This is a genomic window from Gordonia sp. ABSL11-1 (assembly GCF_030315685.1).
GTDB lineage: Bacteria > Actinomycetota > Actinomycetes > Mycobacteriales > Mycobacteriaceae > Gordonia.
This window is the reverse complement of the sequence record NZ_JASXSI010000003.1, coordinates 51,717-73,542: the sequence shown is the minus strand read 5'-3', so window position 1 is coordinate 73,542 and position 21,826 is coordinate 51,717. Positions and strand designations below refer to the sequence as shown.

Sequence of the window (21,826 nt, the reverse complement as noted above, 5' to 3'; positions counted from 1 at the left end):
TCCACTCGCTCTCGTTCGGGCGAGGTGAAGAGGGTTACCGGCGTGGGACCCAGGTCTCGGGCCTTGCACGTACCGGTGTCTCTCCACCGTCTCGTACGTTCACACCCGCCGTCGCCGCACAGCCGTCACGACTGTCGGCGACAACGGTCCCCCGACCCGTTGGAACCACTGAACCGAATCGTTAGTATCTCGAACTAACAAATCCGGATCACTGGTATGTCGTCTGGCGTGATCCGTGCGTTACACGTCCACGCCCTTGTCCGACGAAGAACCGTAGCGAATACCTTCCGTCGGACGGTAATCGGAAACTCCGGTGCATCGGTACAACCGCAACTGTAAGGGCGAAAGCTGTGGGGTTGCTGTCGAGATCACCCTGACTCGCCATGAATCCTCGCAACGATCCGCTGACCTGCGCAGACATCGCGGCGTCGTAGGCTCGAAACCATGGCCACCGACAGGACCGGAGCGCAGGCCTCCGTCACGGACGATCCCGCCGAACAGCGCTACGAGATCACCGTCTCCGACGCCGGCGGCACCCCGGCGACCGCCGGATTCACCGCGTACCGCGATCGTGACGCGAAGGGCGTCGCGGAGCGTGTGTTCTTCCACACCGAGGTCGGCGAGGAATTCGGGGGCCGCGGTCTCGGGACCTCCCTGATCACCGAGGCGCTCGACGACACCCGCGCTCGCGGCCGGGTCATCGTCGGCGTCTGCCCGATGGTGGCCGCGTTCCTCAAGAAGCACCCCGACTATGCGGACGCCACCCATCCCGTCACGCCCGAGGTCCTCACCTGGCTGCAGTCAGCGCTCGACTGACACCCGGTCGCCGACGACGTCACCGATCGCAGTGCAGTCGTAGCGGCGGGTGGCGTCGCCGGCGTTGACGACGATCGTCGCGAGTGTCGGTCGCCCCGGCGGCATCACCCGCGCGGTGACCCGTCCGTCGGCCACGGCCGCGAGTTCATCGATCAGGACGTCGTCGAGGCGTCGCTGCACACCGTCATCGACGCTGCCGCCGTCGTCGAGGAGCAGAACGCTCACCCCTCGTTCCCGGGCCTGCCAGACGGCGTCTCGGACCCGCGGTGACTGCCACGCGGATGCACGGATGCCGTCACGCAGTTGTGCCTCGACCAGTCTCGCGGCGGAGACCTCCCCGGCGGTGAACCAGTGCGTCGCGGCGACCTGCTCGAGCAACGGCCGGGCGCGACTGTCGAGCCGGGCGAGCTGCCGGTCTCGTTCTGCGGCGGACGCGGCGGCGGCCGCGCCGGTCGCGGCGTATCGCAGTTCCTGTGCGCGCAGGAGCCGGATGCTGTCGGCCATCGGGCGCAGGATCATCGCGGTGAGCGTCGCGAACAGCATCACCGGATAGACCCACGATGTGTAGCTCAGGCCGGTGACGAATCCGATGCCGCGGTAGGCGCCCCATACCCCGGCCGACAACGACATCGCGAACGTGCCGACCCACGCCCACACCAGACGCCCGCGGACCGCGACCAGCACCACCACCACGATCCCGGAGATCGCCGCGGGCAGACACTGCAGGCGGTCGTCGGGACTGGGCGGTATCGACCACCAGGCGATGGCTGTGCCCGCGATCATGAGGACGACGGCCCCGACGGCGGCACGCATCGGCAACGGATCGCCGACGATCCGGACCAGCCCGGTGAGCACTCCCGCCAACAGCAGGAATGTGACGACGAGCCCGGCCCAGCGAACGATCGAGTGGATGGACGTGCTCGATCCGACAGTGACGACGACGTAGACCACGCCGTAGGTGAGCAGGGCCCCGGTCACCGGTCGTGAGCGAAGACCGAACAACTCGATGGACTCGGTGTCCTCCCGCGCGTCGTCCCGGGCGGCACCGCTGTTCGACACGTCGCTGTTCGGCTCAGTGCTCATCGCGCCCACCTCAGCACGACCGTCGTCCCGCGGCCCGGCGCACTGCGCACCTCGGAGTCGCCGCCACGTACCGACGCCATGCGTCGTCGGATCGCCACCGCCACCCCGAGCCGTTCCGGTGGCACCTGACCGGGATCGAAGCCTGCGCCGTCGTCGACGACGGCCACGGTGACGCGGTCCGGCCGGAAGTCGCCGACGACGAGGCACGACGCCGCCGGACCGGCGTGCCGGCCGACGTTGCGGATCGCCTCGCACATCGCGTCGTTCACGGCGCCGACCACATCGGTGGGATAGCGGGCGTCGGGTGATCGGTCCACGGAGAACTCCCGCTCGACGGTGTCGTCGGTGGTGGCGATCGCGGTTCGCACCCGCTGGACGAACTCGTCGACGGCCACGACCGGACGTCGCGGCGCGTCGTCGTCCCGGTGATCGAGTTCGTCGAGCGCCGACGTCGCCTGGGGGACCAACGCCATGGCCGGCCTGCCGACGTCGATGGCCAGCAGGATCGCGATGACCTTGTCGTGGATGAGCGCGGCGAAGCGTGCGCGCTCGGCGCCCTGTGCGGTCGACGCGGCCGAGTCGGCTGCGGATTCCATTGCCGAGGACCGTGTGTCGTCGAGGACGCCTGCGGTGCGGACGGCCATCACCGCGATCGCGAGGAACACACAATTGAGGGCCATCGTGAGCAGCGCGCCGAGGAACAGTTGTGGCCGCAGCTCCGCGTACAGACCGAGTTGGTTGGCGGCCGTGGTGGCGGTCGCCGAGATGATGATGTGCGCAATCGCCGGCCGGGCGTGCCCGGCGACGCCGAACACGAGGCCGGCGACGCCGGGGAACTGCACGAGCCACACACTCCACCACGAGGTGTCGGCCGCGACGTCACCGTTCCAGGCGGCGAACCACAACCCGACCGCTGCGAGGAAGCTGCCACTGCACAGCGCCGCGAGTGCGGTCAGATGGGTCAGGGATCGCCGGTAGGTCGCGGCGATCAGGATGAGCGCCGGACCCGCCACCAGCACGGCGCTCAGCGGCGGCCACCAGAACGCTGTCAGATCGGCGCGTGCGGCGATGAGGGGTGACAGACCCGCGGTGAAGATGAGCAGCCCGAAGCCGATGACGCGCGCCCCGAGGCGCCGCACGCGGGCGAGCGCGGAGCGGTCGGACGGCCCCGACAGCAACTCGCGCCAGGTGCGTCCGCCCGCTGACTCCGCGGACGCCGACCGGCCGTCTGCGGTCGTGGATAGCTGGGTCACCCGATCATCTCCGTCTGTGTGCGGCGGCGACGCCAACGCGGCCGCGTCCGACCCGGCCCGCCTAGCTAGGCGGTGACCGACCCGGTTCTCACTGTGACGATACCGTCGGCGCCGCATTCGACCCGACGGAAGTCCGTTCCGGCGTTGGCGACGATGGTGGCCAGCAGCCCGCGCTCCGGGGGGAAGATGCGGGCAGTCACCTGTCCGCGGTCTGCACGGGTCAGTTCGTCGACGAGCAACCCCCGCAGCCGGTCCGCGAGGTCGCGCCGTTCCGGGGCCAGGGCACCGTCGTCGAGCAAGAGGACGCTCACCCCCCGATGCCGTGCGGTCCACACGGCTTCACTGACCTGTGCCGAGTCCCATCCGGGGGCGCGGATCCCGTCGCGGAGCTGACCTTCGGTGAGCCGGGAGGCGGCAACCTCGTCGGCGGTGAAGCGGTGGCCGTCGACGATCTGTTCCAGGATCGGACGAGCTCGCCGATCCAACTGCCGCAGTTGCCGATTGCGCTCGTCGGCCGCAGCGGCAGTCGCGGCCTCGGTGGTGGCCTGGTCGACAGCGCGCTCCGCCAGCATGCGGATCCTGGCCTCCATCGGCCGGCCCATCACCACGAACAGCATCGCGAGCATCATCACCGGATAACAGAACAGTGTGTTGCCGGCGCCGACGACCGGACCCACGCCGATCACCGCTCCCCACACCGCCGCCACGACGCTGCCGCCCAGCGCCGCCGCCCAGGCGAAGAACGGCCTGCCCTGCAGTGCCAGCAGGGTCAGCACGATCGTCATCGCCGACACCGGTGGTGCGGTCTGCAAAGTCTGGTAACTGGGCGCGGGGATGTTCCACAGCGACATCGCGAGCCCACACACCGCGAGCGAACCGATGGCGGCCGCCCGCGGCACCGGACAGCGGATTCCACGGGTGCGGACCACGATCGCCGTCGCCACCACGAACACGGCGAAACCTACGCCGAGTCCCAGCCAGTTCCGCACCGCATGGATCTCCGCACACGTCCATCCGAGAACGACGACATAGGCCACCGCGAAGGCGCCGATGGCCCACGCCACCGTCGGCGAGCCGAGGCCGAAGAGGTCGACCGTGGCGTCGTCGAGATCCGTGCCGTCGGCGTCGCGGTCCGTCCCGCGCCGGCGCTTGCGCACATCGCCGATCATGGTCGCCGCCAATCGAGGACGACAGTCGTGCCTCGTCCCGGTGCACTGTTGATCTCCGCGGAGCCACCCGGCAGGGTCTCCATCCGGCCCCGGATTCCCACTGCGACACCGAAGCGTTCGGGCCGGATCGCCGCGGGATCGAATCCGATCCCGTTGTCCCGGACGAGCACCCGTACGGTGTCGGGTCCGAACTCGGCTGCGACCTCACATCGTGTCCCAGGGCCGGCATGACGGCGCCAGTTGCGGATCGCCTCACCTGTCGACTCACTGATCGCCGACATCACCGCGTAGGGATACATCGGTTCCTCCTCGGGCGCCACGAGATGGCAGTGGACCTGATCGCTGACGGTGTCGGCGATCTCCCGGAGCCGGGAGGAGAACCCCGCGGCGCCGACCGGTCCGTGGTCCGCCTCATCACTGCGGTCGAGTTCATCGAGCGCTGCGGCTGCCTGCGCGATGAGGCGCGGGTCGGGCGTCCCGCTCCGAACCGCGAGCAGCGCGGCGATCACATTGTCGTGGATGAGCGCGGCGAATCGCGCACGTTCGGCCTCGGCCGCCATGTCGGCCGCGGCGGTCGCTGCGGCGGCGAGCATGTCGGCCCGCCGTGCGTCGAGCGACCAGACGTTGCGGGTCGTCGCGTAGGCGACCGCGACGAACACCCCGCCGAGGGTGATCGTCAGCGGGGCACTGAGCAACTGCGACACGTGTACCTCGCCGTGACGCCCGAGTTGGTTGGCGACGTGCACGAGCAGTGTCGCGACGACGAGATGGGCCAGCGCCCAGCGCGTTCGGGACACCAGGACCAGAGCGATGCTCGCCACGGGCGGGAACTGCACGAGCCACACCGCCCAGCGTTCCGGCTCCGTCGCGCCGTTCCACGCGACGAACCAGAGGAGGGTCGCGGCGATGTAACCGATCGAACAGGCACCGGCGAGGGGCACCAGCCCCCGGGGTACGGGGCGAAACGTGACGATCACCATGAGGATCGGCGGACCCGCCACGAGCACCATGCTCAGCGGCGTCCACCAGGTGGCGGTGAGGCCGGCACGGCCGATCGCGACCGGAATCATCACCGCGATGAACACCAGCAGTCCCAGCCCGACGAAGCGGGTGCCGACACGCTCGAGTCGGCCCACATCCGAGTCGTCGGAGCGGACCCCGCTGCGGAAGCCCTCGAGGTAGTCGCCGGCCGCGCGCCGGACGTCGATCCGTCGGTCGAGCACCACCATGCGTTTCACCGTCGTTCGTGGGCGGGCCACCACCGCCGCGTCTGCGATGCATCGAGAGTACTGTGCTCCGAACCGCTCGGCAGCAGGTCAACGGTAGATCTGCCAACCCCATGCGACGAGCGACACGTCGACCGACCCGTCGTCGGCGACCGGGAGACATTCCCCGGAGAGTGGATTCGTCATGTGCGAGGGCGGATTCACCCAGCCGATCCGTACGCGTCCGGCCGCCCACTCCTCGGAGACGTTGACGACGATCAACCATCGGTCGTCGTCGTCGGCGGCGGTCCGCGTCCAGGCGATGACCGTCGGCGCGGCGTCGTCGGCGGCGCACAGATCGAGGGATCCATCGCGGAGACCCGGGGTGTCGAGCACACCGAGCAACGCGCGATAGAACAGCGCGCGGTCGGTGTCGACGGGTTCATCGGCGAATCGGCCGAGCTGCACCGGAAGTCGACGTCGGCGGCCGTCGAGCTGCCCCTGATGGATCAGCCGGGGCCCGTCCTGCGTGAGAGCCGCCACCGCCGCCTGTCGGTCGCGGTCGCCGAATGCGACGGGTGCGCGTGGTTCGTCATGGTTCTCGATGAACCGCAGGAGCCGTCGATGATCCGGCATCTCCGTCGACAACACGTCACGCAGCGTCGTCGGCGCATCGCGCAGAGTGTCGTAGAACCGCTTGCCGTAGCACTCGTCGAAACCGTCGGCGTGCAGTGCTGACTCGGTGTCCCAGTAGGCCTCGGCGATGAACACGAAACCCGGATGCCGCGCCCGCACACCATCGATGACGGCCGGCCAGAACTCGTCGTCGGGGATCGGCCCGGCCCGGCCTCCCCACGTCCGGGCGAACACGTCGTTCATCACCAGCATCGCCATGTCGCAGCGCACACCGTCACACTGTGCGGCGATCGCGGTCACCGTGGTGAGCGTCGCCGAGCGCAGGCCCTCACTGAACGCGTTGACCTGCACGACATCCCGCCACGCCGGAAAGTACGGATCCCGGCCGTTGGCGATCACCTCGTCCCCCACCGACACGAACGAGCCGGGATCGCGATCGAGGTCGTCGGCACTGCCACGGATGAACCATTCAGGATGCTCGGTGACCCACGGATGATCGACGGCAACATGATTCGGGACGACGTCGAGGATCAGACCGACGCCACGGTCCGCGAGCGCGCGACGGGCCGCCGCGAGGGCTGCCGGACCTCCCAGGTGATCGTCGACGACGTAGTCGCGCACCGAGTACGGAGAGCCGACGACGTCTGCGGGCTCGAAGTCGGGCATCGTCGAGGCGAACCACGCCATCAGCGGGTCGTCGGCGCGGGCGATCGCCACCCCGGCCGGGCTGCGTCGCCAGACCCCCATCAGCCACACCGCGTCGAACCCGCCGTCGGCGATCGCATCCCACTGATCGTCGTCGACGTCGCCCAGCGTGACCGGCCGTCCCGCCACGCGGCTCAGCGCAGCCAGCCACGGCCAGGTGTTGATCTCGTAGATGAGCGGCGACGCCGGGATACGGACGTGACCCGCATCGTCGGGGGCGGAATCCATGACGCCTGTCTACCGCATGACCGCCCGACCGGCAGCCCGATCGGACCCGACCGGAGGAACGGCGAACGGCCCGCTCCCCTGTCGGGGAACGGGCCGTTCGCGAATCTCCGAGTGGAGTGGCCTACTTGGCCTTCTCCAGCACCTCGACGAGGCGCCACCGCTTGGTGGCCGAGGTCGGGCGCGTCTCCATGAGCCGCACGCGATCGCCGATGCCGGCGGTCTCGTTCTCGTCGTGGGCCTTGACCTTGCTCGTGGTCCGGATGATCTTGCCGTAGAGCGGGTGGCTCTTACGATCTTCCAGCTCGACCACGATGGTCTTCTGCATCTTGTCGCTGACCACGTAACCGATCCGCTCCTTGCGGTTGTTACGCGTTTCGGTCTGGGTCACGTTCGCGTCCTTCGATGTTCCGGTCTCACTCATGCGTCATCACCTTCCGGTCCCGACGCCAGACCCAGCTCACGCTCACGCATCACGGTGTAGATGCGCGCGATCTCGCGACGCACGGTCCGCAGACGGCGATTGTTGTCGAGCTGGCCGGTGGCCATCTGGAAACGAAGGTTGAACAGCTCTTCCTTCGACTCTTTGAGGCGATCGACCAGATCGGTGTCGTTGAGCTCACGCAGCTCGTTGGCAGCAACTCCGAGTCCCATCAGAACTGCTCCTCTCTGGTCACGATCCGGGTCTTGATCGGGAGCTTGTGCTGCGCGCGGCGCAGGGCCTCGCGAGCGATCTCCTCATTGGGGTAGGTCATCTCGAACAGCACACGACCCGGCTTGACGGGCGCGACCCACCACTCCGGCGAACCCTTACCGGAACCCATGCGGGTCTCGGCGGGCTTCTTGGTCAGCGGACGGTCCGGGAAGATGTTGATCCACACCTTGCCGCCACGCTTGATGTGCCGGTTGATGGCGATACGAGCGGACTCGATCTGACGGTTGGTGATGTACGCGCCTTCCAGAGCCTGGATGCCGTAGTCACCGAACGTCACCTTGGTGCCGCCCTTGGCCTGACCCTTCAGGCTGGGGTGATGCTGCTTGCGGTGCTTGACCCGACGGGGGATCAACATGGGCTAGCCCTCCTGCTTCTCGGCGCCCGCCGCTGCAGTCGCCTCGGCCGGAGCCTCCGCCGCGCGACCCGCGTCGGTGCTCGTGGCAGTGGTGCCCGAGGCACCGCTGCGGCGAGGCCGGCTCGGCCGGCGCGGACGACGGTCCTCGGTGGCCGGCGCAGCTGCACTGAGCTCACGCTTGCCGCCGACGATGTCGCCCTTGTAGATCCAGACCTTCACGCCGATCCGGCCGAAGGTGGTCTTGGCTTCGTAGAGTCCGTAGTCGATGTCGGCGCGCAGCGTGTGCAGCGGCACGCGACCTTCGCGGTAGAACTCACTGCGGCTCATCTCTGCACCGCCCAGGCGACCCGAGCACTGGACCCGGATGCCCTTCACGTTCGGCTGACGCATCGCCGACTGGATCGCCTTGCGCATCGCGCGACGGAACGCCACACGGTTGCTCAGCTGCTCGGCGACGCCCTGGGCCACCAGCTGGGCCTCGGATTCCGCGTTCTGCACCTCGAGGATGTTCAGCTGCACCTGCTTGCCGGTCAGCTTCTCCAGGTCGCCACGGATCCGGTCGGCCTCGGCGCCGCGGCGACCGATGACGATGCCCGGACGGGCGGTGTGGATGTCGACGCGGACCCGGTCACGGGTGCGCTCGATCTCCACCTTGGCGATGCCGGCGCGCTCGAGTCCCGTGGACAGGAGCTTGCGGATGGCGACATCCTCTTTCACGTACTCCGCATACTGCTTGTCGGCGTACCACCGCGAACTCCAGTCCGTGGTGATGCCCAGACGGAAGCCGTGCGGGTTGATTTTCTGACCCACTACTGGGCTCCCTTCTTCGGCTGACGCGACCGGCCGCGGCCGGCGGTGGCCTTCTCGGGAAGGCTCTCGACGACGACGGTGATGTGGCTGGTGCGCTTGCGGATGCGGAACGCACGACCCTGTGCACGCGGCTGGAACCGCTTGAGCGTGGGGCCCTCGTCGGCGAACGCGGTGGCGACGACGAGGGTCCGGCGATCCAGATCCAGGTTGTTCTCCGCATTCGCGACGGCGCTGGCGAGCACCTTGTAGACCGGCTCGGACGCCGACTGCGGGGCGAACCGCAGGATGTCCAGAGCCTCGTCCACGTTCTTGCCGCGGATCAGGTCGATCACACGACGTGCCTTCATCGGCGTGACACGCACGAAGCGAGCCGTCGCCTTGGCGGTCGGATTCTCAGTCTTCGTTGTCATTACCGGCGCTTCGCTTTCCGGTCATCCTTGATGTGACCCTTGAAGGTACGGGTGGGGGCGAACTCGCCCAGCTTGTGCCCGACCATGTTGTCCGAGATGAACACCGGGACGTGCTTGCGACCGTCGTGGACGGCGAAGGTGTGTCCGATGAAGTCCGGGATGATGGTCGAACGGCGCGACCAGGTCTTGATGACCTGCTTGGTGCCCTTCTCGTTCTGGGTGTCCACCTTCGCAAGGAGGTGGTCGTCGACGAACGGGCCCTTCTTGAGGCTGCGTGGCATTCTCTTACTCCCTCCTGCTTATCGCTTGTTCTTGCCGGTACGACGGCGGCGGACGATGAGCTTGTCGCTCGCCTTGTTCTTGCGGGTGCGGCCTTCCGGCTGACCCCACGGGCTGACCGGGTGTCGACCACCCGAGGTCTTGCCCTCGCCACCACCGTGCGGGTGATCGACCGGGTTCATCACGACACCACGGACGGTCGGGCGCTTGCCCTTCCAGCGCATGCGGCCGGCCTTGCCCCAGTTGATGTTCGACTGCTCGGCGTTGCCGACCTCGCCGACGGTGGCGCGACAGCGCACGTCGACGCGACGGATCTCGCCGGAGGGCATACGCAGGGTGGCGTAGGTGCCCTCCTTGCCCAGCAGCTGGATCGAGGCACCGGCGCTGCGGGCCATCTTGGCCCCGCCGCCCGGACGCAGCTCGACGGCGTGCACCTGGGTACCGGTGGGGATGTTGCGCAGCGGCAGGTTGTTGCCCGGCTTGATGTCGGCACCCGAGCCGCTCTCCACCACGTCACCCTGGTTCAGACCACGGGGGGCGATGATGTAGCGCTTCTCGCCATCGACGTAGTGCAGCAACGCGATCCGCGCAGTGCGGTTCGGGTCGTACTCGATGTGGGCGACTTTCGCGTCGATGCCGTCCTTGTCGTTGCGACGGAAGTCGATGACGCGGTAGGCACGCTTGTGACCGCCACCCTTGTGCCGGGTGGTGATGCGTCCGTGTGCGTTACGTCCACCACGACCGTGCAGCGGGCGAACCAGCGACTTCTCCGGATGGTCGCGGGTGACCTCGGCGAAATCCGCGCCGCTGGCACCGCGACGACCCGGGGTCGTCGGCTTGTACTTACGAATAGCCATGTCTCTAGTCCCTCAGTTCTCGAGTCCCGGTCAGCCGACCGGTCCTCCGAAGATCTCGATGGGCTTGCTGCCGTCGGCCAGCGTCACGATCGCGCGCTTGGTGTCCTTGCGCTTGCCGTAGCCGAAGCGGGTCCGCTTGCGCTTGCCCTGCCGATTGGCGGTGTTGACGCTCGTCACCGTGACGTCGAAGATCTGCTCGACCGCGATCTTGATCTGGGTCTTGTTCGACTCCGGGTGCACCAGGAAGGTGTACACGTTCTCCTCGATCAGTCCGTAGGACTTCTCGGAGATCACCGGTGCCAGGATGATGTCGCGCGGGTCAGCCTGCGTAGCCATGCTCAGGCCTCCTCTCGGTCATTGGCGACGGGAGACTTCGTCTCGGTCGCTGCGTTCTGCTCGATGAACGCGTTGAGCGTCTCGACGCTGAACACCACCTCGTCCGAATCCAGGACGTCGTAGGTGTTGAGCTGATCCGGCGCGATCGGCAGGACGTTCTGCAGGTTCGCGACGCTCTTCCATGCGGTCTCGTCCTCACGGCCGAGGACCACCAGGAACTTGCGGCGGTCGCTCAGCGCCTCGAGGAACAGGCGAGCCGACTTTGTCGACGGGGTCTGTCCCGCAACCAGTTCGGTGATCACGTGAATCCGCTCGTTGCGCGCCCGGTCGGAGAGGGCACCGCGCAGGGCGGCAGCCTTCATCTTCTTGGGGGTGCGCTGGCTGTAGTCGCGGGGCTGCGGGCCGTGGACGGTGCCACCGCCGGCGAACTGCGGTGCGCGGGTCGAACCCTGACGGGCGCGACCGGTGCCCTTCTGCCGATACGGCTTGGCGCCGCCACCGCTGACCTGTCCGCGGGTCTTCGTCGCGTGGGTGCCCTGGCGACCCGCGGCCTGCTGGGCCACGACCACCTGGTGCATCAGCGCGATGTTGGCCGGTGCGTCGAACAGCTCGGCGGGAAGGTCGACGGTGCCGTCGGTCTTGCCGTCGGCCGTCTTCACGTCCAGCGTCAATTTGGTTGTCGTTTCGGTGCTCACTTGGTCGCACCACCCTTCACTGCGTCGCGGATCACCACGATGCCGCCCTTGCGGCCGGGGATCGCGCCCTTGATCAACAGCAGACCGGCCTCGGCATCGACCTTGTGCACGGTCAGGTTCTGCGTGGTCACGGTGTCATTGCCCATCCGCCCGGCCATCCGCATGCCCTTGAACACACGACCCGGGGTGGCGCAGCCACCGATCGAGCCGGGTGCACGGTGCACGCGGTGCGCGCCGTGGCTGGCACCCAGACCGGAGAAGCCATGGCGCTTCATCACGCCGGCGAATCCCTTGCCCTTGGAGGTCCCGGTGACGTCGACCTTGGTGCCGTCCGCGAAGATCTCCGCAGTCAGCTCCTGGCCGACCTCGAGCTCCGAGACGTCCGCGACGCGGATCTCGGCGAGGTGGCGACGCGGGGTGACCCCGGCCTTGGCGTACTGCCCGGCGACCGGCTTGGTGACCTTGCGCGGGTCGATCGCGCCGTAGGCGACCTGGACGGCGGTGTAGCCGTCGCGGTCCGCGGTACGGAGCTGCGTGATGACGTTCGGCCCGGCCTGGATGACCGTCACCGGGACGACACGGTTGTTCTCGTCGAACACCTGGGTCATGCCGAGCTTGGTGCCCAGGATGCCCCGTGTGGCACTTTGATTCTTCGTGGAACTCTCGTTGCTCATTTGTTCTCGCCCCCCGCCTACTGGATGTTGACGTCGACGCTGGCCGGCAGGTCGATGCGCATGAGCGCATCGACCGTCTTCGGCGTCGGGTCGAGGATGTCGATGAGTCGTTTGTGAGTGCGCATCTCGAAGTGTTCGCGGCTGTCCTTGTACTTGTGCGGCGAACGGATGACGCAGTAGACGTTCTTCTCGGTGGGCAACGGCACCGGGCCGACCACGCGTGCCCCGGTACGGGTCACGGTCTCCACGATCTTGCGCGCCGAAGCGTCGATCGCCTCGTGGTCATAGGCCTTGAGCCTGATGCGGATCTTCTGTCCCGCCACGCTGTGTCCTCTTCCGTCAGTTGTTCTCGACAGACGAACACCGCGTGACCGTTGCACCCCGCGAACGGGGGCCGACGCGACGTCGGCGGGCACATGACCACCCGTGTGAGATTCGGGGATCGACGCTGTTCATCTATCGTTGTACGTTGGCTCGTCTCTCGAACGAGCCTGGTTGCTCCGGCACCCGCGGTCGGGCGTGTCGTGTCCGTGCCCCTGGTTCGGCGCACGCGTTACACGCCCTGGCCCGGAATCCGGGGCCTGGGAGTCATTCACCTGAACGAGGTCACGGTGCACCCACACATGCAGGAGCGTGCGTTCCCCGGTCAAGGCAACCCGACAAGTATGCACCAGGTCGGGGTCACTATTCAAATCCGGGCTGGTGACACCCGAGCCGACTCGACGGACGTTCGTCGGATCAGGTGATCACGCCCCGGATTCGGCCACCGAGCCGGATCCCTTTTTGTACCCTCGTCACGCGCACGCACCTCATCGGGGGGTTCGACCATTCCAGGGAGATCGGGATCATGAGCACACTGTCCGTCGTCGTGCCCGCGTACGACGAGGAACTCGCCATCGCGAACTGCCTCGACGACCTGCTCGCGCAGTCCAGGCCGTTCGACGAGATCATCGTCGTCGACAATGGCAGCACCGACCGCACCGGCGACATCGTCGACAAGTACGCGATCGACCATCCGACAGTGCACCGCGTCGTCGAGCGGAACCCGGGCGTGGCCGTCGCCCTCCGCCGCGGCATCGAGTCGGCCACCTCCGACCTCGTCGCGAGGACCGACGCCGACAGCCGGGTGGGCCCGGAATGGGCGCGGGAGATCGAGGACTTCCTCGACGGCGACGACGGCCGGGACTACTCGGCGGTGACCGGACCGGTGTTCATCCACGACGGCCCCTCGTACGACTTCACCCGGCGGATGGCCATGAGGTCTATGGGCCGCCTCGCCCAGGGTTCCGAGGTGAAGAGCCTGTTCGGGCCCAACTTCGCCGTCCGCAGGTCGGCGTGGGATGCGGTCGCCGCCAGCGTCCAGACCCGGCAGGGCATCTGGGAAGACCTCGACCTGAGCATCGCGTTCCTGGACGCGGGACACCGCATGTACTTCCAGCCGACGATGACCGTGGACACATCCTGCCGGCAGCTGCGCCACTCCCCTGTCGGCAACCGTCAGTACATCGTCGGCGGCATCCGCACGATGAGGGGGCGCGGCGACGAGACCCGGACCAGACAGATGTACCTGGACCTGCCGTTCCGAGTCATCGCGTTCACGGTGATGTGGCTGTACTTCAGGCCCTGGGATGAGGCCGCGGGCAACTGGCGGCCGTACCGTCTGCTGATCCCGCTACGCCGACGACACCCGCTGGCGACCACCCGCCGCCAGCGACGACGCGCGACGCCGCACGTCGCCGGGAACGGAAACTTACCGGGGAGTAAGGTACCGGGGCATGACTGACACATCGTCGACGAGTCCGACCTATGCGCTGCGTCGCAAGTTGCCCGACAACGTCCTCGGGCACGCCCTGTTCTCCCTGGGCATGGTCGCCCGCGTCCCCTATTTCGGCACGGTGCTGCCGATGGTGGACGAGATGCGGCCGGGATTCTGTCGCGTCACCGGGCCCAACTGGTTCGGGGTGCACAATCACCTCGGCACCTTCCACGCGATCGCCGCCTGCAATCTCGCCGAGGCCGCGATGGGCATGCTGATGGAGGCGACCACACCGTCGACGCACCGGTGGATTCCCAAGGCGATGACCACGCAGTACCTGACCAAGGCGACCACACGCCTGACCGCGGAGGCGGAACTCGACGAGGCGGTGGACTTCGCCGCCATCGCCGACGGCGCCGACGTCGTCGTCCGCGTGCGCATCCTGGACAAGGCCGGAACCGAGGTCGTGCATTGCGACATCACCACCTGGGTGACAGTCCGGTCCTGACCCTACGGCCCTGACACACGGGTCTGCAGCCGCGTCCCCGGGACGGCCGGCCGCCGCGTCACGTGACAGCGCACCGGGCCGGCAGCCGCGTCACTCGTCATGCCGCCACGGTCGATTGCTCCTAGGCTTAGACGATGAGGCCGGTTGAGGAGCGCGCCGCGAACGGCGCCCTCTCCGAGGGCGCCCATCGGCGGGTGGGCGTCGAGGAGGAATTCCACCTCGTCGACCTGCGAACGTCACGACTGACCACCCGGGCGCCGGAACTCCTCGAACTCCTACCCGCCGACGGCCCGTTCGTCGAAGAGTTGCAGCGCTGCGTCATCGAGTCCAACAGCGGTGTGCACCAACGCCTCTCTGATCTCCGCGACAACCTGCGATCCCAGCGTTCGGTCCTGGTCGAAGCCGCACGTTCCCTGGGGATCGGTGTCGTCGCGGCCGGTTCGGTGCCGCTGTCGGTGCCGACCGAGATGCGGGTCACCGAGACACCGCGCTATCGACGCATGCTCGCCGACTACCAGCTACTGGCCCGCGAACAGCTCATCTGCGGCACACAGGTCCACGTCGACGTCACCGATCGCGACGAGGCGGTGGCCGTCGCCGCCCGCCTCACGCCCTACGTACCCGCCCTGCTCGCGCTGTCGGCGAGCTCACCGTTCTGGGCCGACGGCACCGACACCGGATATGCGAGCTCACGCACCCTGATCTGGCAGCGGTGGCCGACCAGCGGCCCGTTTCCGGACCTGCACTCCGCAGCCGACTACGACGCCGAGATCGACCGCCTCATCAGCAGCGGCGTCATCTCCGATCCCGGCATGCTCTACTTCGACGTCCGGCCGTCGGCCCGATTGCGCACTCTCGAACTGCGTGTCTGCGACAGTTGCCCGTCGGTCGACACGATCACGGTGATCGCGGGACTCTTCCGTGCGCTGGTCGTCCGCGAGGCGCGCCGACTCGACGAGCCGGCCGCGCCGACATCCCCGCCCCTCTACCGAGCCGCCCTCTGGCAGGCCGCCCGCGCCGGGCTCGAGGGCGATCTGATCGACGTCGAGCACGCGACGCCGCGACCGGCGTCGAGCGTCATCACCGCGCTGACCGAGATGGTCCGCCCCGAACTCGAGGCGAACGGGGACTGGGCGGCCGTGTCCGAGCTCACCCGGCAGGCGTTGTCGTCGGGCAGTTCGTCATCGCGCCAGCGGCGCATCCTTCGACGTCGCGGGCGGCTGACCGCAGTCGTCGACCACCTGATCGCCGAGACGGCGGGCACACTGCCGACGGTGACCGTGCCGGCCGACCCCGAGGGCCGGATGCTGCACGGCTATCACCGGATCGAGACCACCGATGACGTGCCGGTCGTCGACGCCCCGGACCGGCTCTCCTATGACGAGGCAGTCGCCGACGACGTCACCGCGCGACCGGGATACGCGGAAATCCTCTCCGTCGCAGCAGGTCTCGGTGCTGCAGAGCTCCGCAAACGCCAGTATCAGATCGAGCGTGAGCAGAGCATCGACGGCGTGACGTTCCGGGTCACCGGTCAGTCCCGCGCCCAACTGTTCCCCCTCGACATCGTCCCCCGCTACATCGGAGCCGACGACTGGGTGCGGGTGGGCGCGGGCCTACGTCAACGTGCGCTCGCGCTCAATGCCTTCATCATCGACGTGTACGGCGAGCAGGAGGCCGTACACGACGGCATCATCCCGCCCGAGGCCCTCGACCGCGCACCGGGATTCCGGCAGACCGGACGCGTGCCCGCGTGGCAACGCGTCCGCACCCACATCTGCGGCACCGACCTCGTCTCCGCAGCGCCCGGACGGTTCATGGTCCTCGAGGACAACCTGCGCGTGCCGTCGGGCATCGCGTACGCGATGTCGAACCGGGAACTGCTCTCCCAGTTCGTCCCCGAGATCCCGATGCCATCGGACACGCTGCCGCTCAACGATGTTCCCCGCATGCTCGGCGAGACCATCGCCGCGGCCGGCCCGCCGGATCCCCACCCCGACGGCATCGACATCATGCTCAGCTCCGGATGGCAGGACTCCGCCTGGTTCGAGCACACACTGCTTGCCCGCGGCGCCGGGTTGGCCGTGGCAACCCCCGAGAACATCTCGGTCACCGTCGGCGACGGCCCGGACGCCGGCCGTGTCCACTTCCATCACGGCACCGCGCGCGTCCCGGTCAACACGGCGTATGTACGGATGGACGAGGACATGTTGCTGTCGTCCAAGGGTTTCGACCGTGCCCCGCTGCGGCCGGGCATCCTCGACGGACTCGCGCGCGGCCGATTCGCGATCGCGAACGCCCTGGGCAACGGCGTCGGGGACGACAAGGCCATCTACTACTACGTGCCGAACATGATCCGCTACTACCTCGGCGAGGAGCCGCTGCTCGACCAGGTGCCGACCTGGCTGTGCGCCGAACGCCATCAGCGCGATCACGTCCTGGCCAATCTCGAACACCTCGTCGTCAAACCGATCGACGGACTGGGCGGTTCGGACATCACCATCGGCCCCGAGTGCGACGAGGAGGAACTCGCCCGCCGACGAGTGGACCTCCTGACCCATCCGGAGCGCTACATCGCGCAGGAGGTGGTCGCACTGTCGACCCACCCGACGTTCGACGGCAACGGCTTCTATGCCCACCATGTCGACCTGCGGGCCTTCGTCCATCTGAGAGACTCGGGCGAGCACGTGACCGCCCACGTCGCACCCGCGGCACTCACGCGGGTCGCGCCGGCGGGCAGCCTGATCGTCAACTCGTCGCGCGGCGGCGGGGGCAAGGACACCTGGATTCAGGGAGTCCCGGAGGGGCCCGGAGCCGCGGGATCATCGGCTCCGGGATAGGGAGAGGACGAGGAGAATGTGCGGAATCTGTGGTGAGATCCGTTTCGATGCAACATCTCCGGACATCGGTGCGGTCGACGCGATGACCCGGTCGATGACCCGGCGCGGACCGGACGGGTCGGGGGTGTTCGCCAAGGGATCGGTGGCGCTCGGTCATCGTCGACTCAAGATCATCGATCTGTCCGAACGCGGCGCCCAGCCCATGGTGGATCCCGAACTCGGGCTGGCACTGGTGTTCAACGGGTGCATCTACAATCACCGCGATGTGCGGGCCGAACTCGAGGGCAAGGGATACCGCTTCTTCTCCCACGCCGACAGCGAGGTCATCCTCAAGGCGTTCCATGCCTGGGGGCCCGACTGCGTCGACCACCTCATCGGGATGTTCGCGTTCGCGGTGACCGACACCGACTCCGGGACGTTGACCCTGGCCCGAGACCGCCTCGGCATCAAGCCGCTCTATCTGGCGGAGACCCCCGGCCGACTGCGGTTCGCCTCGTCCCTGCAGGCATTGCTCGGTGCGGGCGACGTCGACACCAGCCTCGACCGGGTCGCGCTGCATCACTACTTCAGCTTCCACGCGGTCGTCCCCGCCCCACACACCATCTACAACGGCATCCGTAAGCTGCCACCGGCGACCGTGCGGACCATCACCCCGGATGGCAGGAGCACCGAGAGACGCTATTGGACCACGGACTTCGCCCCCCACCCGGATCGGGGCGATTGGGACGAACGTCGGTGGCAGCACGAACTGCTCGACTCGCTGCGCACATCGGTCCGTCGTCGGATGGTGGCCGACGTCCCCGTGGGGGTGTTGCTGTCCGGTGGGGTCGACTCGTCGCTGGTCGTCGCGTTGCTGGCCGAGCAGGGTCAGCGCGACCTCGCCACTTTCAGTATCGGATTCGATTCCGCGGGTGGGGAATCCGGCGACGAGTACGCCTACTCCGACCTGATCGCGGACACCTTCGGGACCGACCATCACAAGATCCACATCGGCACCGACCGCCTGCTGCCCGCCGTACCGGACGCCATCGCGGCGATGGGCGAGCCCATGGTCAGTCACGACTGCGTCGCCTTCTACCTGTTGTCGCAGGAGGTCAGCAAGTCCATCAAGGTGGTCCAGTCCGGGCAGGGCGCCGACGAGATCCTCGGCGGATACGACTGGTATCCGCCCCTGCAGCACACACCCCGCGAGGACACCACCAAGGCGTACTCCACCGTGTTCTTCGATCGCGATCACGCCGCGATCGGGGCGTTGCTCGACGAGCGGTATCACGTCGACGGCGACTACGACCCCAGTTGGGAGTTCGTCCACGCCCACCAGTCGGCGCCGGGCGCCCGGACCGCCGTCGACGCAGCGCTGCGTCTCGACACCACGATCATGCTCGTCGACGACCCGGTCAAACGTGTCGACACGATGACGATGGCCTGGGGACTCGAGGCGCGGGTGCCGTTCCTCGATCATGAGTTCGTCGAACTCGCCGCCACGTGCCCCCCGGATCTCAAACTCGCCGGCGGCGGCAAGGGTGTCCTCAAGGAGGCCAGCCGGTCGCTGTTGCCGTCGGCGGTCATCGACCGGACCAAGGGATACTTCCCGGTGCCCGGCATCCGCCATCTCGAGGGCGGGGTGCTCGACATGGTGACCGACGCACTGCGTTCGAGATCCGCCGTCGACCGCGGACTCTATCGGCCGGAGGCGCTCGACCGACTGTTCGCCGATCCCAACGGCATCCGCACCACCCTCGGGGCCAACGAACTCTGGCAGGTCGCCCTGCTGGAGATGTGGCTGCAGAGCATGGAGGCGATCACCGCACGATGAATGTCGTCCGCAGCACCCCGGACGCCGGGGCCGGCCCGAACCCGGCATCGACGTCGATCCCCGCGGTCCGTTTCGACGAGACCGGGTGGCACACCTACGGCGCGTCGGTGTCGCCCGACGGCTCGGCGTTCGCCTACATCATCGATGACGGAACCGGTTATCCCCGTGCCGCACAACGATCTCTGTCGGTGGACGGGGTCGGTGAGCTCCGGTGGGTGCGGCTGCGCGCGACCGGGCCCGTCCGCAAGGTGGTCCACTCCACCGACAGCCGATGGCTGGCCGTCGAGATCGCGCCCAGCGGCGGTGAACACCACCAGGTGTGGGTGGTCACCACCGACCCCGACGACGACACCGCACACCGGATCGGTGCCACCCGCCCCGACGGACGGTCATTCGGCACCGTGTCACTCGTCGGCTGGGACACCGACTGGGTACTCATCACGGCGACCGAACCCGACGGGACCGCGCACGGGCTTCGCGTGCACCCCGGCACGGCGACCACCATGACCCTCGACGTCCGGGTCGGAGGCGCCCTGGTCGACTCGTGGAAGGGGGCCACCCTCGTCCGCGTGGGTCCGCGCGGCTATCGCGACATGCTGCTGCTGCGTCGGCGTGTCGACTCCCCGTCGGAGGAGGTCACCATGACCCCCCTCCTGCCCAACGATCCCGGCGCCGTGACCGACCACGGCTACATCCTGGATCAGGGTTTCGACCATTCATCAGTCGTCTTCGTCGGCGGCCCGCACGATGCCCAACGCGACCTCGACAGCGTGCAGGCGCTGGTCATCAGCGACTTCGATGCCAAGTTCCCGCGCCTGCTCGGCGTCGAGGTCAGCCGCTACGGGGTCCGGTTCCGGGTGCTCGCCCAGCGCCCGGACGCCGGCGTCGACGAGTTCGCGGTCAGCAACGATCAGTCGACGGTCGCGATGCTGTGGAATGTTGCCGGCCGCAGCGAATTACAGATCATGACCCTGCCCGATCAGACTCTGCACGACCCGATCCCGTTACCCGGAGACGTCGCATCGGAACTGTCGATCAGTGCGGCCGGCGCCCTCGCCACCGTGACCGTGTCGAGTCCGCAGCACTCCCCGCTCGTCCATCTCGTCACTCCCGGCACCGGCGAGGTCACGGCGGTCCGCGACGACGTCGTCACCGGCGAGGGACCGTCGAGCGCACTGGCACCGGAATTGATCGAGTTCTCGGCACGCGACGGTATGCCGTTGTCCGGCTGGCTCTTCCGTGCGCGTACCGTCGGCGGGCCCACGCTGATCTACTTCCACGGCGGCCCGGAGGCCCAGACCCGGCCGGACTACAACTTCTTGTTCGGGCCGCTGGTCGACGCCGGCATCACCGTGTTCGCGCCCAATGTCCGTGGGTCGTCGGGCTTCGGCCGGTTGTTCTCACACGCCGACGACCGCTACGGCCGCTACGCCGGGATCGACGACGCCGCCGATTGCGCCGAGGTCCTCGTCGCACGCGGGATCGCACAGCCGGGTGCACTCTACTGCTCGGGCCGCTCCTACGGCGGTTATCTGACGTTGGCCTGCTTGACCTTTCACGCCGACCTCTTCGCCGCGGGGATCGCGATCTGCGGTATGAGCGACCTCGAGTCGTTCTTCCGCAACACCGAACCGTGGATCGCCGTCGCCGCTTACACCAAGTACGGACATCCCGAGTCCGACCGCGAACTGCTGGCCGATCTGTCCCCCATCCACCGGATCTCGGATCTGCGCGCACCGCTGCTGGTGATCCACGGAGCCCACGACACCAATGTGCCGGTGAGCGAATCCCAGCAGATGGTCGACGAGCTCCGGGCACGCGGCGCGACCGCGGAGCTGTTGTTGTTCGGCGACGAGGGTCACGAGATCGTCAAACGGGACAACCAGCAGCGACTCACCGCGGCCGTCGCCGGCTGGATCCTGGACCATCCGCCCCGGGAGTGGACCGCGTGAACCCCCGGATGACCGAGCGGCTCATCGCTCAACTCGTCGAGACCCGCTCCGACAACACCCGGGCCAACGTGCTCGAGGAGTTGCGTCGGCTGATCCTCTCCGGCGGAGCGCCGCCCGGCGCCCAGATCCCGCCCGGAGAGGTGGCCGACGCCTTCCAGGTGAGTCCGATCCCGGTGCGCGAGGCCCTCAAGACGCTCGTCGGTGAGGGTCTCGTCGTCCATCAACGCAACGCCGGGTACCGGGTGAGTCAGATGTCGGTCGACGAGCTGCGCGAGATCTATTTCGTCCGTGGTGTCCTGGAGCAGGCCGCGCTCGCCCGGGCCGTCGACCAGATCGACGACGCCGGCCTCGACCGCGCCCGCGGACGTCACGACGAACTTGTCACCGCCGCGAAGTACAACGACAGCAAGGCCTTTCACGACATCTCCCGTGAGTTCCACCGCGAGCTCACCACTCCGTGTGCGATGCCTCGTCTGCTCAACATGTTCGAGAACACATGGAATCTCACCGAGCCGTTCCAGGTGATGCGATCGGTCGGATCGCAGACACAGGGTGCACTCAACGCCGATCACGCCGCCTTGCTCGACGCGTTCGCCGCCCGCGACATCGCGGCCGTGCTCGAGGTCGGGCAGGTGCATCATCAGCGCCTCGAGAGCGCCATCATCGAGACCGCCGCCGACCTCGTCGTGCGGCACGACGACTGACCACCCATCGCATCGAGGGCGTGGTGCGAT

Annotated in this window: 23 protein-coding genes; 7 read left to right on the top strand and 16 right to left on the bottom strand. The window is 68.0% G+C overall.

From position 1 onward, the window contains the following. Positions 1 to 444 precede the first annotated feature (444 nt). Entirely contained in the window at positions 445 to 816 is a 372-nt protein-coding gene (locus QSJ19_RS04705) for a GNAT family N-acetyltransferase (protein WP_286318651.1), read from the top strand. On the opposite strand, the gene QSJ19_RS04700 is transcribed toward QSJ19_RS04705, so the two are convergent. The 16 genes from QSJ19_RS04700 to rpsJ all read right to left on the bottom strand — a co-directional run bounded on the left by QSJ19_RS04700 (position 802) and on the right by rpsJ (position 12,546). Beyond that, positions 802 to 1,899, bottom strand: a complete 1,098-nt coding sequence (locus QSJ19_RS04700) for a DUF8320 family protein (RefSeq protein WP_286318649.1) — start codon at positions 1,897 to 1,899, stop codon at positions 802 to 804. The genes QSJ19_RS04705 and QSJ19_RS04700 overlap by 15 nt on opposite strands. Further along, complete coding sequence (locus QSJ19_RS04695; protein WP_286318647.1) at positions 1,896 to 3,152, bottom strand: sensor histidine kinase; 1,257 nt, start codon at positions 3,150 to 3,152, stop codon at positions 1,896 to 1,898. Before QSJ19_RS04695 ends, QSJ19_RS04700 begins: the two co-directional genes overlap by 4 nt. 65 nt (positions 3,153 to 3,217) lie before the next feature. Beyond that, positions 3,218 to 4,309 (bottom strand): DUF8320 family protein, encoded by a 1,092-nt coding sequence (locus tag QSJ19_RS04690; protein ID WP_286318645.1) that lies wholly within the window; start codon positions 4,307 to 4,309, stop codon positions 3,218 to 3,220. A gap of 8 nt (positions 4,310 to 4,317) precedes the next feature. Further along, positions 4,318 to 5,550 (bottom strand): sensor histidine kinase, encoded by a 1,233-nt coding sequence (locus QSJ19_RS04685; protein WP_286318644.1) that lies wholly within the window; start codon positions 5,548 to 5,550, stop codon positions 4,318 to 4,320. An 87-nt stretch (positions 5,551 to 5,637) separates the two neighbouring features. Continuing rightward, the gene (locus QSJ19_RS04680) at positions 5,638 to 7,095 is read right to left on the bottom strand and encodes an alpha-amylase family protein (protein WP_286318643.1); all 1,458 of its coding nucleotides are present in this window, start codon (positions 7,093 to 7,095) and stop codon (positions 5,638 to 5,640) included. A gap of 121 nt (positions 7,096 to 7,216) precedes the next feature. Beyond that, positions 7,217 to 7,516, bottom strand: a complete 300-nt coding sequence (rpsQ, locus tag QSJ19_RS04675) for a 30S ribosomal protein S17 (protein WP_286318642.1) — start codon at positions 7,514 to 7,516, stop codon at positions 7,217 to 7,219. Then, positions 7,513 to 7,746 carry a 50S ribosomal protein L29 gene (gene rpmC / locus QSJ19_RS04670; RefSeq protein ID WP_286318641.1) on the bottom strand — a complete coding sequence of 78 codons (234 nt, stop codon included), beginning with the start codon at positions 7,744 to 7,746 and terminating at the stop codon, positions 7,513 to 7,515. Before rpmC ends, rpsQ begins: the two co-directional genes overlap by 4 nt. Next, positions 7,746 to 8,162 (bottom strand): 50S ribosomal protein L16, encoded by a 417-nt coding sequence (gene rplP / locus QSJ19_RS04665; RefSeq protein WP_004020548.1) that lies wholly within the window; start codon positions 8,160 to 8,162, stop codon positions 7,746 to 7,748. Before rplP ends, rpmC begins: the two co-directional genes overlap by 1 nt. A gap of 3 nt (positions 8,163 to 8,165) precedes the next feature. After that, a complete protein-coding gene (rpsC, locus tag QSJ19_RS04660; protein ID WP_286318640.1) occupies positions 8,166 to 8,972 on the bottom strand; it encodes a 30S ribosomal protein S3 in 807 nt (268 codons plus the stop codon). Next, positions 8,972 to 9,382, bottom strand: a complete 411-nt coding sequence (gene rplV, locus QSJ19_RS04655; protein WP_286318639.1) for a 50S ribosomal protein L22 — start codon at positions 9,380 to 9,382, stop codon at positions 8,972 to 8,974. Before rplV ends, rpsC begins: the two co-directional genes overlap by 1 nt. Further along, positions 9,382 to 9,663, bottom strand: coding sequence for a 30S ribosomal protein S19 (gene rpsS, locus QSJ19_RS04650; RefSeq protein ID WP_007318897.1), 282 nt, complete (start codon positions 9,661 to 9,663; stop codon positions 9,382 to 9,384). The genes rplV and rpsS overlap by 1 nt, the downstream gene beginning before the upstream one ends. Before the next feature lie 18 nt (positions 9,664 to 9,681). After that, on the bottom strand, positions 9,682 to 10,518 hold the full coding sequence (rplB, locus tag QSJ19_RS04645; RefSeq protein WP_286318638.1) for a 50S ribosomal protein L2: 837 nt from the start codon (positions 10,516 to 10,518) through the stop codon (positions 9,682 to 9,684). Positions 10,519 to 10,548: 30 nt separating this feature from the next. Further along, positions 10,549 to 10,854, bottom strand: coding sequence for a 50S ribosomal protein L23 (rplW, locus tag QSJ19_RS04640; RefSeq protein WP_286318637.1), 306 nt, complete (start codon positions 10,852 to 10,854; stop codon positions 10,549 to 10,551). Positions 10,855 to 10,856: 2 nt separating this feature from the next. Then, positions 10,857 to 11,549, bottom strand: a complete 693-nt coding sequence (gene rplD, locus QSJ19_RS04635; protein WP_187588481.1) for a 50S ribosomal protein L4 — start codon at positions 11,547 to 11,549, stop codon at positions 10,857 to 10,859. Next, complete coding sequence (gene rplC / locus QSJ19_RS04630) at positions 11,546 to 12,223, bottom strand: 50S ribosomal protein L3 (protein WP_286318636.1); 678 nt, start codon at positions 12,221 to 12,223, stop codon at positions 11,546 to 11,548. The genes rplD and rplC overlap by 4 nt, the downstream gene beginning before the upstream one ends. Positions 12,224 to 12,240: 17 nt before the next feature. Beyond that, on the bottom strand, positions 12,241 to 12,546 hold the full coding sequence (gene rpsJ / locus QSJ19_RS04625) for a 30S ribosomal protein S10 (protein ID WP_003938093.1): 306 nt from the start codon (positions 12,544 to 12,546) through the stop codon (positions 12,241 to 12,243). A gap of 524 nt (positions 12,547 to 13,070) precedes the next feature. Here rpsJ and QSJ19_RS04620 point away from each other — a divergent pair. From QSJ19_RS04620 to QSJ19_RS04595, 6 genes are all read left to right on the top strand, one after another. Then, positions 13,071 to 14,006, top strand: coding sequence for a glycosyltransferase family 2 protein (locus tag QSJ19_RS04620; RefSeq protein ID WP_286318635.1), 936 nt, complete (start codon positions 13,071 to 13,073; stop codon positions 14,004 to 14,006). Continuing rightward, positions 13,999 to 14,487 (top strand): hotdog fold domain-containing protein, encoded by a 489-nt coding sequence (locus tag QSJ19_RS04615; protein ID WP_286318634.1) that lies wholly within the window; start codon positions 13,999 to 14,001, stop codon positions 14,485 to 14,487. The genes QSJ19_RS04620 and QSJ19_RS04615 overlap by 8 nt, the downstream gene beginning before the upstream one ends. Positions 14,488 to 14,621: 134 nt before the next feature. Then, complete coding sequence (locus QSJ19_RS04610; protein WP_286318632.1) at positions 14,622 to 17,324, top strand: carboxylate--amine ligase/circularly permuted type 2 ATP-grasp protein; 2,703 nt, start codon at positions 14,622 to 14,624, stop codon at positions 17,322 to 17,324. Between the two features lie 16 nt (positions 17,325 to 17,340). Continuing rightward, positions 17,341 to 19,140, top strand: a complete 1,800-nt coding sequence (locus QSJ19_RS04605; RefSeq protein WP_286318631.1) for an N-acetylglutaminylglutamine amidotransferase — start codon at positions 17,341 to 17,343, stop codon at positions 19,138 to 19,140. Next, complete coding sequence (locus tag QSJ19_RS04600) at positions 19,137 to 21,092, top strand: S9 family peptidase (RefSeq protein ID WP_286318629.1); 1,956 nt, start codon at positions 19,137 to 19,139, stop codon at positions 21,090 to 21,092. The genes QSJ19_RS04605 and QSJ19_RS04600 overlap by 4 nt, the downstream gene beginning before the upstream one ends. A gap of 8 nt (positions 21,093 to 21,100) precedes the next feature. Next, on the top strand, positions 21,101 to 21,796 hold the full coding sequence (locus QSJ19_RS04595; protein ID WP_286318858.1) for a GntR family transcriptional regulator: 696 nt from the start codon (positions 21,101 to 21,103) through the stop codon (positions 21,794 to 21,796). Positions 21,797 to 21,826 lie beyond the last annotated feature (30 nt).

Coding starts and splice junctions, on each gene's coding strand:
- QSJ19_RS04705 (WP_286318651.1), top strand. CDS start 445: ATGGCCACCGACAGGACCGGAGCGCAGGCCTCCGTCACGGACGATCCC.
- QSJ19_RS04700 (WP_286318649.1), bottom strand. CDS start 1,899: ATGAGCACTGAGCCGAACAGCGACGTGTCGAACAGCGGTGCCGCCCGG.
- QSJ19_RS04685 (WP_286318644.1), bottom strand. CDS start 5,550: ATGGTGGTGCTCGACCGACGGATCGACGTCCGGCGCGCGGCCGGCGAC.
- QSJ19_RS04680 (WP_286318643.1), bottom strand. CDS start 7,095: ATGGATTCCGCCCCCGACGATGCGGGTCACGTCCGTATCCCGGCGTCG.
- rpsQ (WP_286318642.1), bottom strand. CDS start 7,516: ATGAGTGAGACCGGAACATCGAAGGACGCGAACGTGACCCAGACCGAA.
- rpmC (WP_286318641.1), bottom strand. CDS start 7,746: ATGGGACTCGGAGTTGCTGCCAACGAGCTGCGTGAGCTCAACGACACC.
- rplP (WP_004020548.1), bottom strand. CDS start 8,162: ATGTTGATCCCCCGTCGGGTCAAGCACCGCAAGCAGCATCACCCCAGC.
- rplV (WP_286318639.1), bottom strand. CDS start 9,382: ATGACAACGAAGACTGAGAATCCGACCGCCAAGGCGACGGCTCGCTTC.
- rpsS (WP_007318897.1), bottom strand. CDS start 9,663: ATGCCACGCAGCCTCAAGAAGGGCCCGTTCGTCGACGACCACCTCCTT.
- rplB (WP_286318638.1), bottom strand. CDS start 10,518: ATGGCTATTCGTAAGTACAAGCCGACGACCCCGGGTCGTCGCGGTGCC.
- rplW (WP_286318637.1), bottom strand. CDS start 10,854: ATGGCTACGCAGGCTGACCCGCGCGACATCATCCTGGCACCGGTGATC.
- rplC (WP_286318636.1), bottom strand. CDS start 12,223: ATGAGCAACGAGAGTTCCACGAAGAATCAAAGTGCCACACGGGGCATC.
- QSJ19_RS04620 (WP_286318635.1), top strand. CDS start 13,071: ATGAGCACACTGTCCGTCGTCGTGCCCGCGTACGACGAGGAACTCGCC.
- QSJ19_RS04615 (WP_286318634.1), top strand. CDS start 13,999: ATGACTGACACATCGTCGACGAGTCCGACCTATGCGCTGCGTCGCAAG.
- QSJ19_RS04610 (WP_286318632.1), top strand. CDS start 14,622: ATGAGGCCGGTTGAGGAGCGCGCCGCGAACGGCGCCCTCTCCGAGGGC.
- QSJ19_RS04605 (WP_286318631.1), top strand. CDS start 17,341: ATGTGCGGAATCTGTGGTGAGATCCGTTTCGATGCAACATCTCCGGAC.
- QSJ19_RS04600 (WP_286318629.1), top strand. CDS start 19,137: ATGAATGTCGTCCGCAGCACCCCGGACGCCGGGGCCGGCCCGAACCCG.
- QSJ19_RS04595 (WP_286318858.1), top strand. CDS start 21,101: ATGACCGAGCGGCTCATCGCTCAACTCGTCGAGACCCGCTCCGACAAC.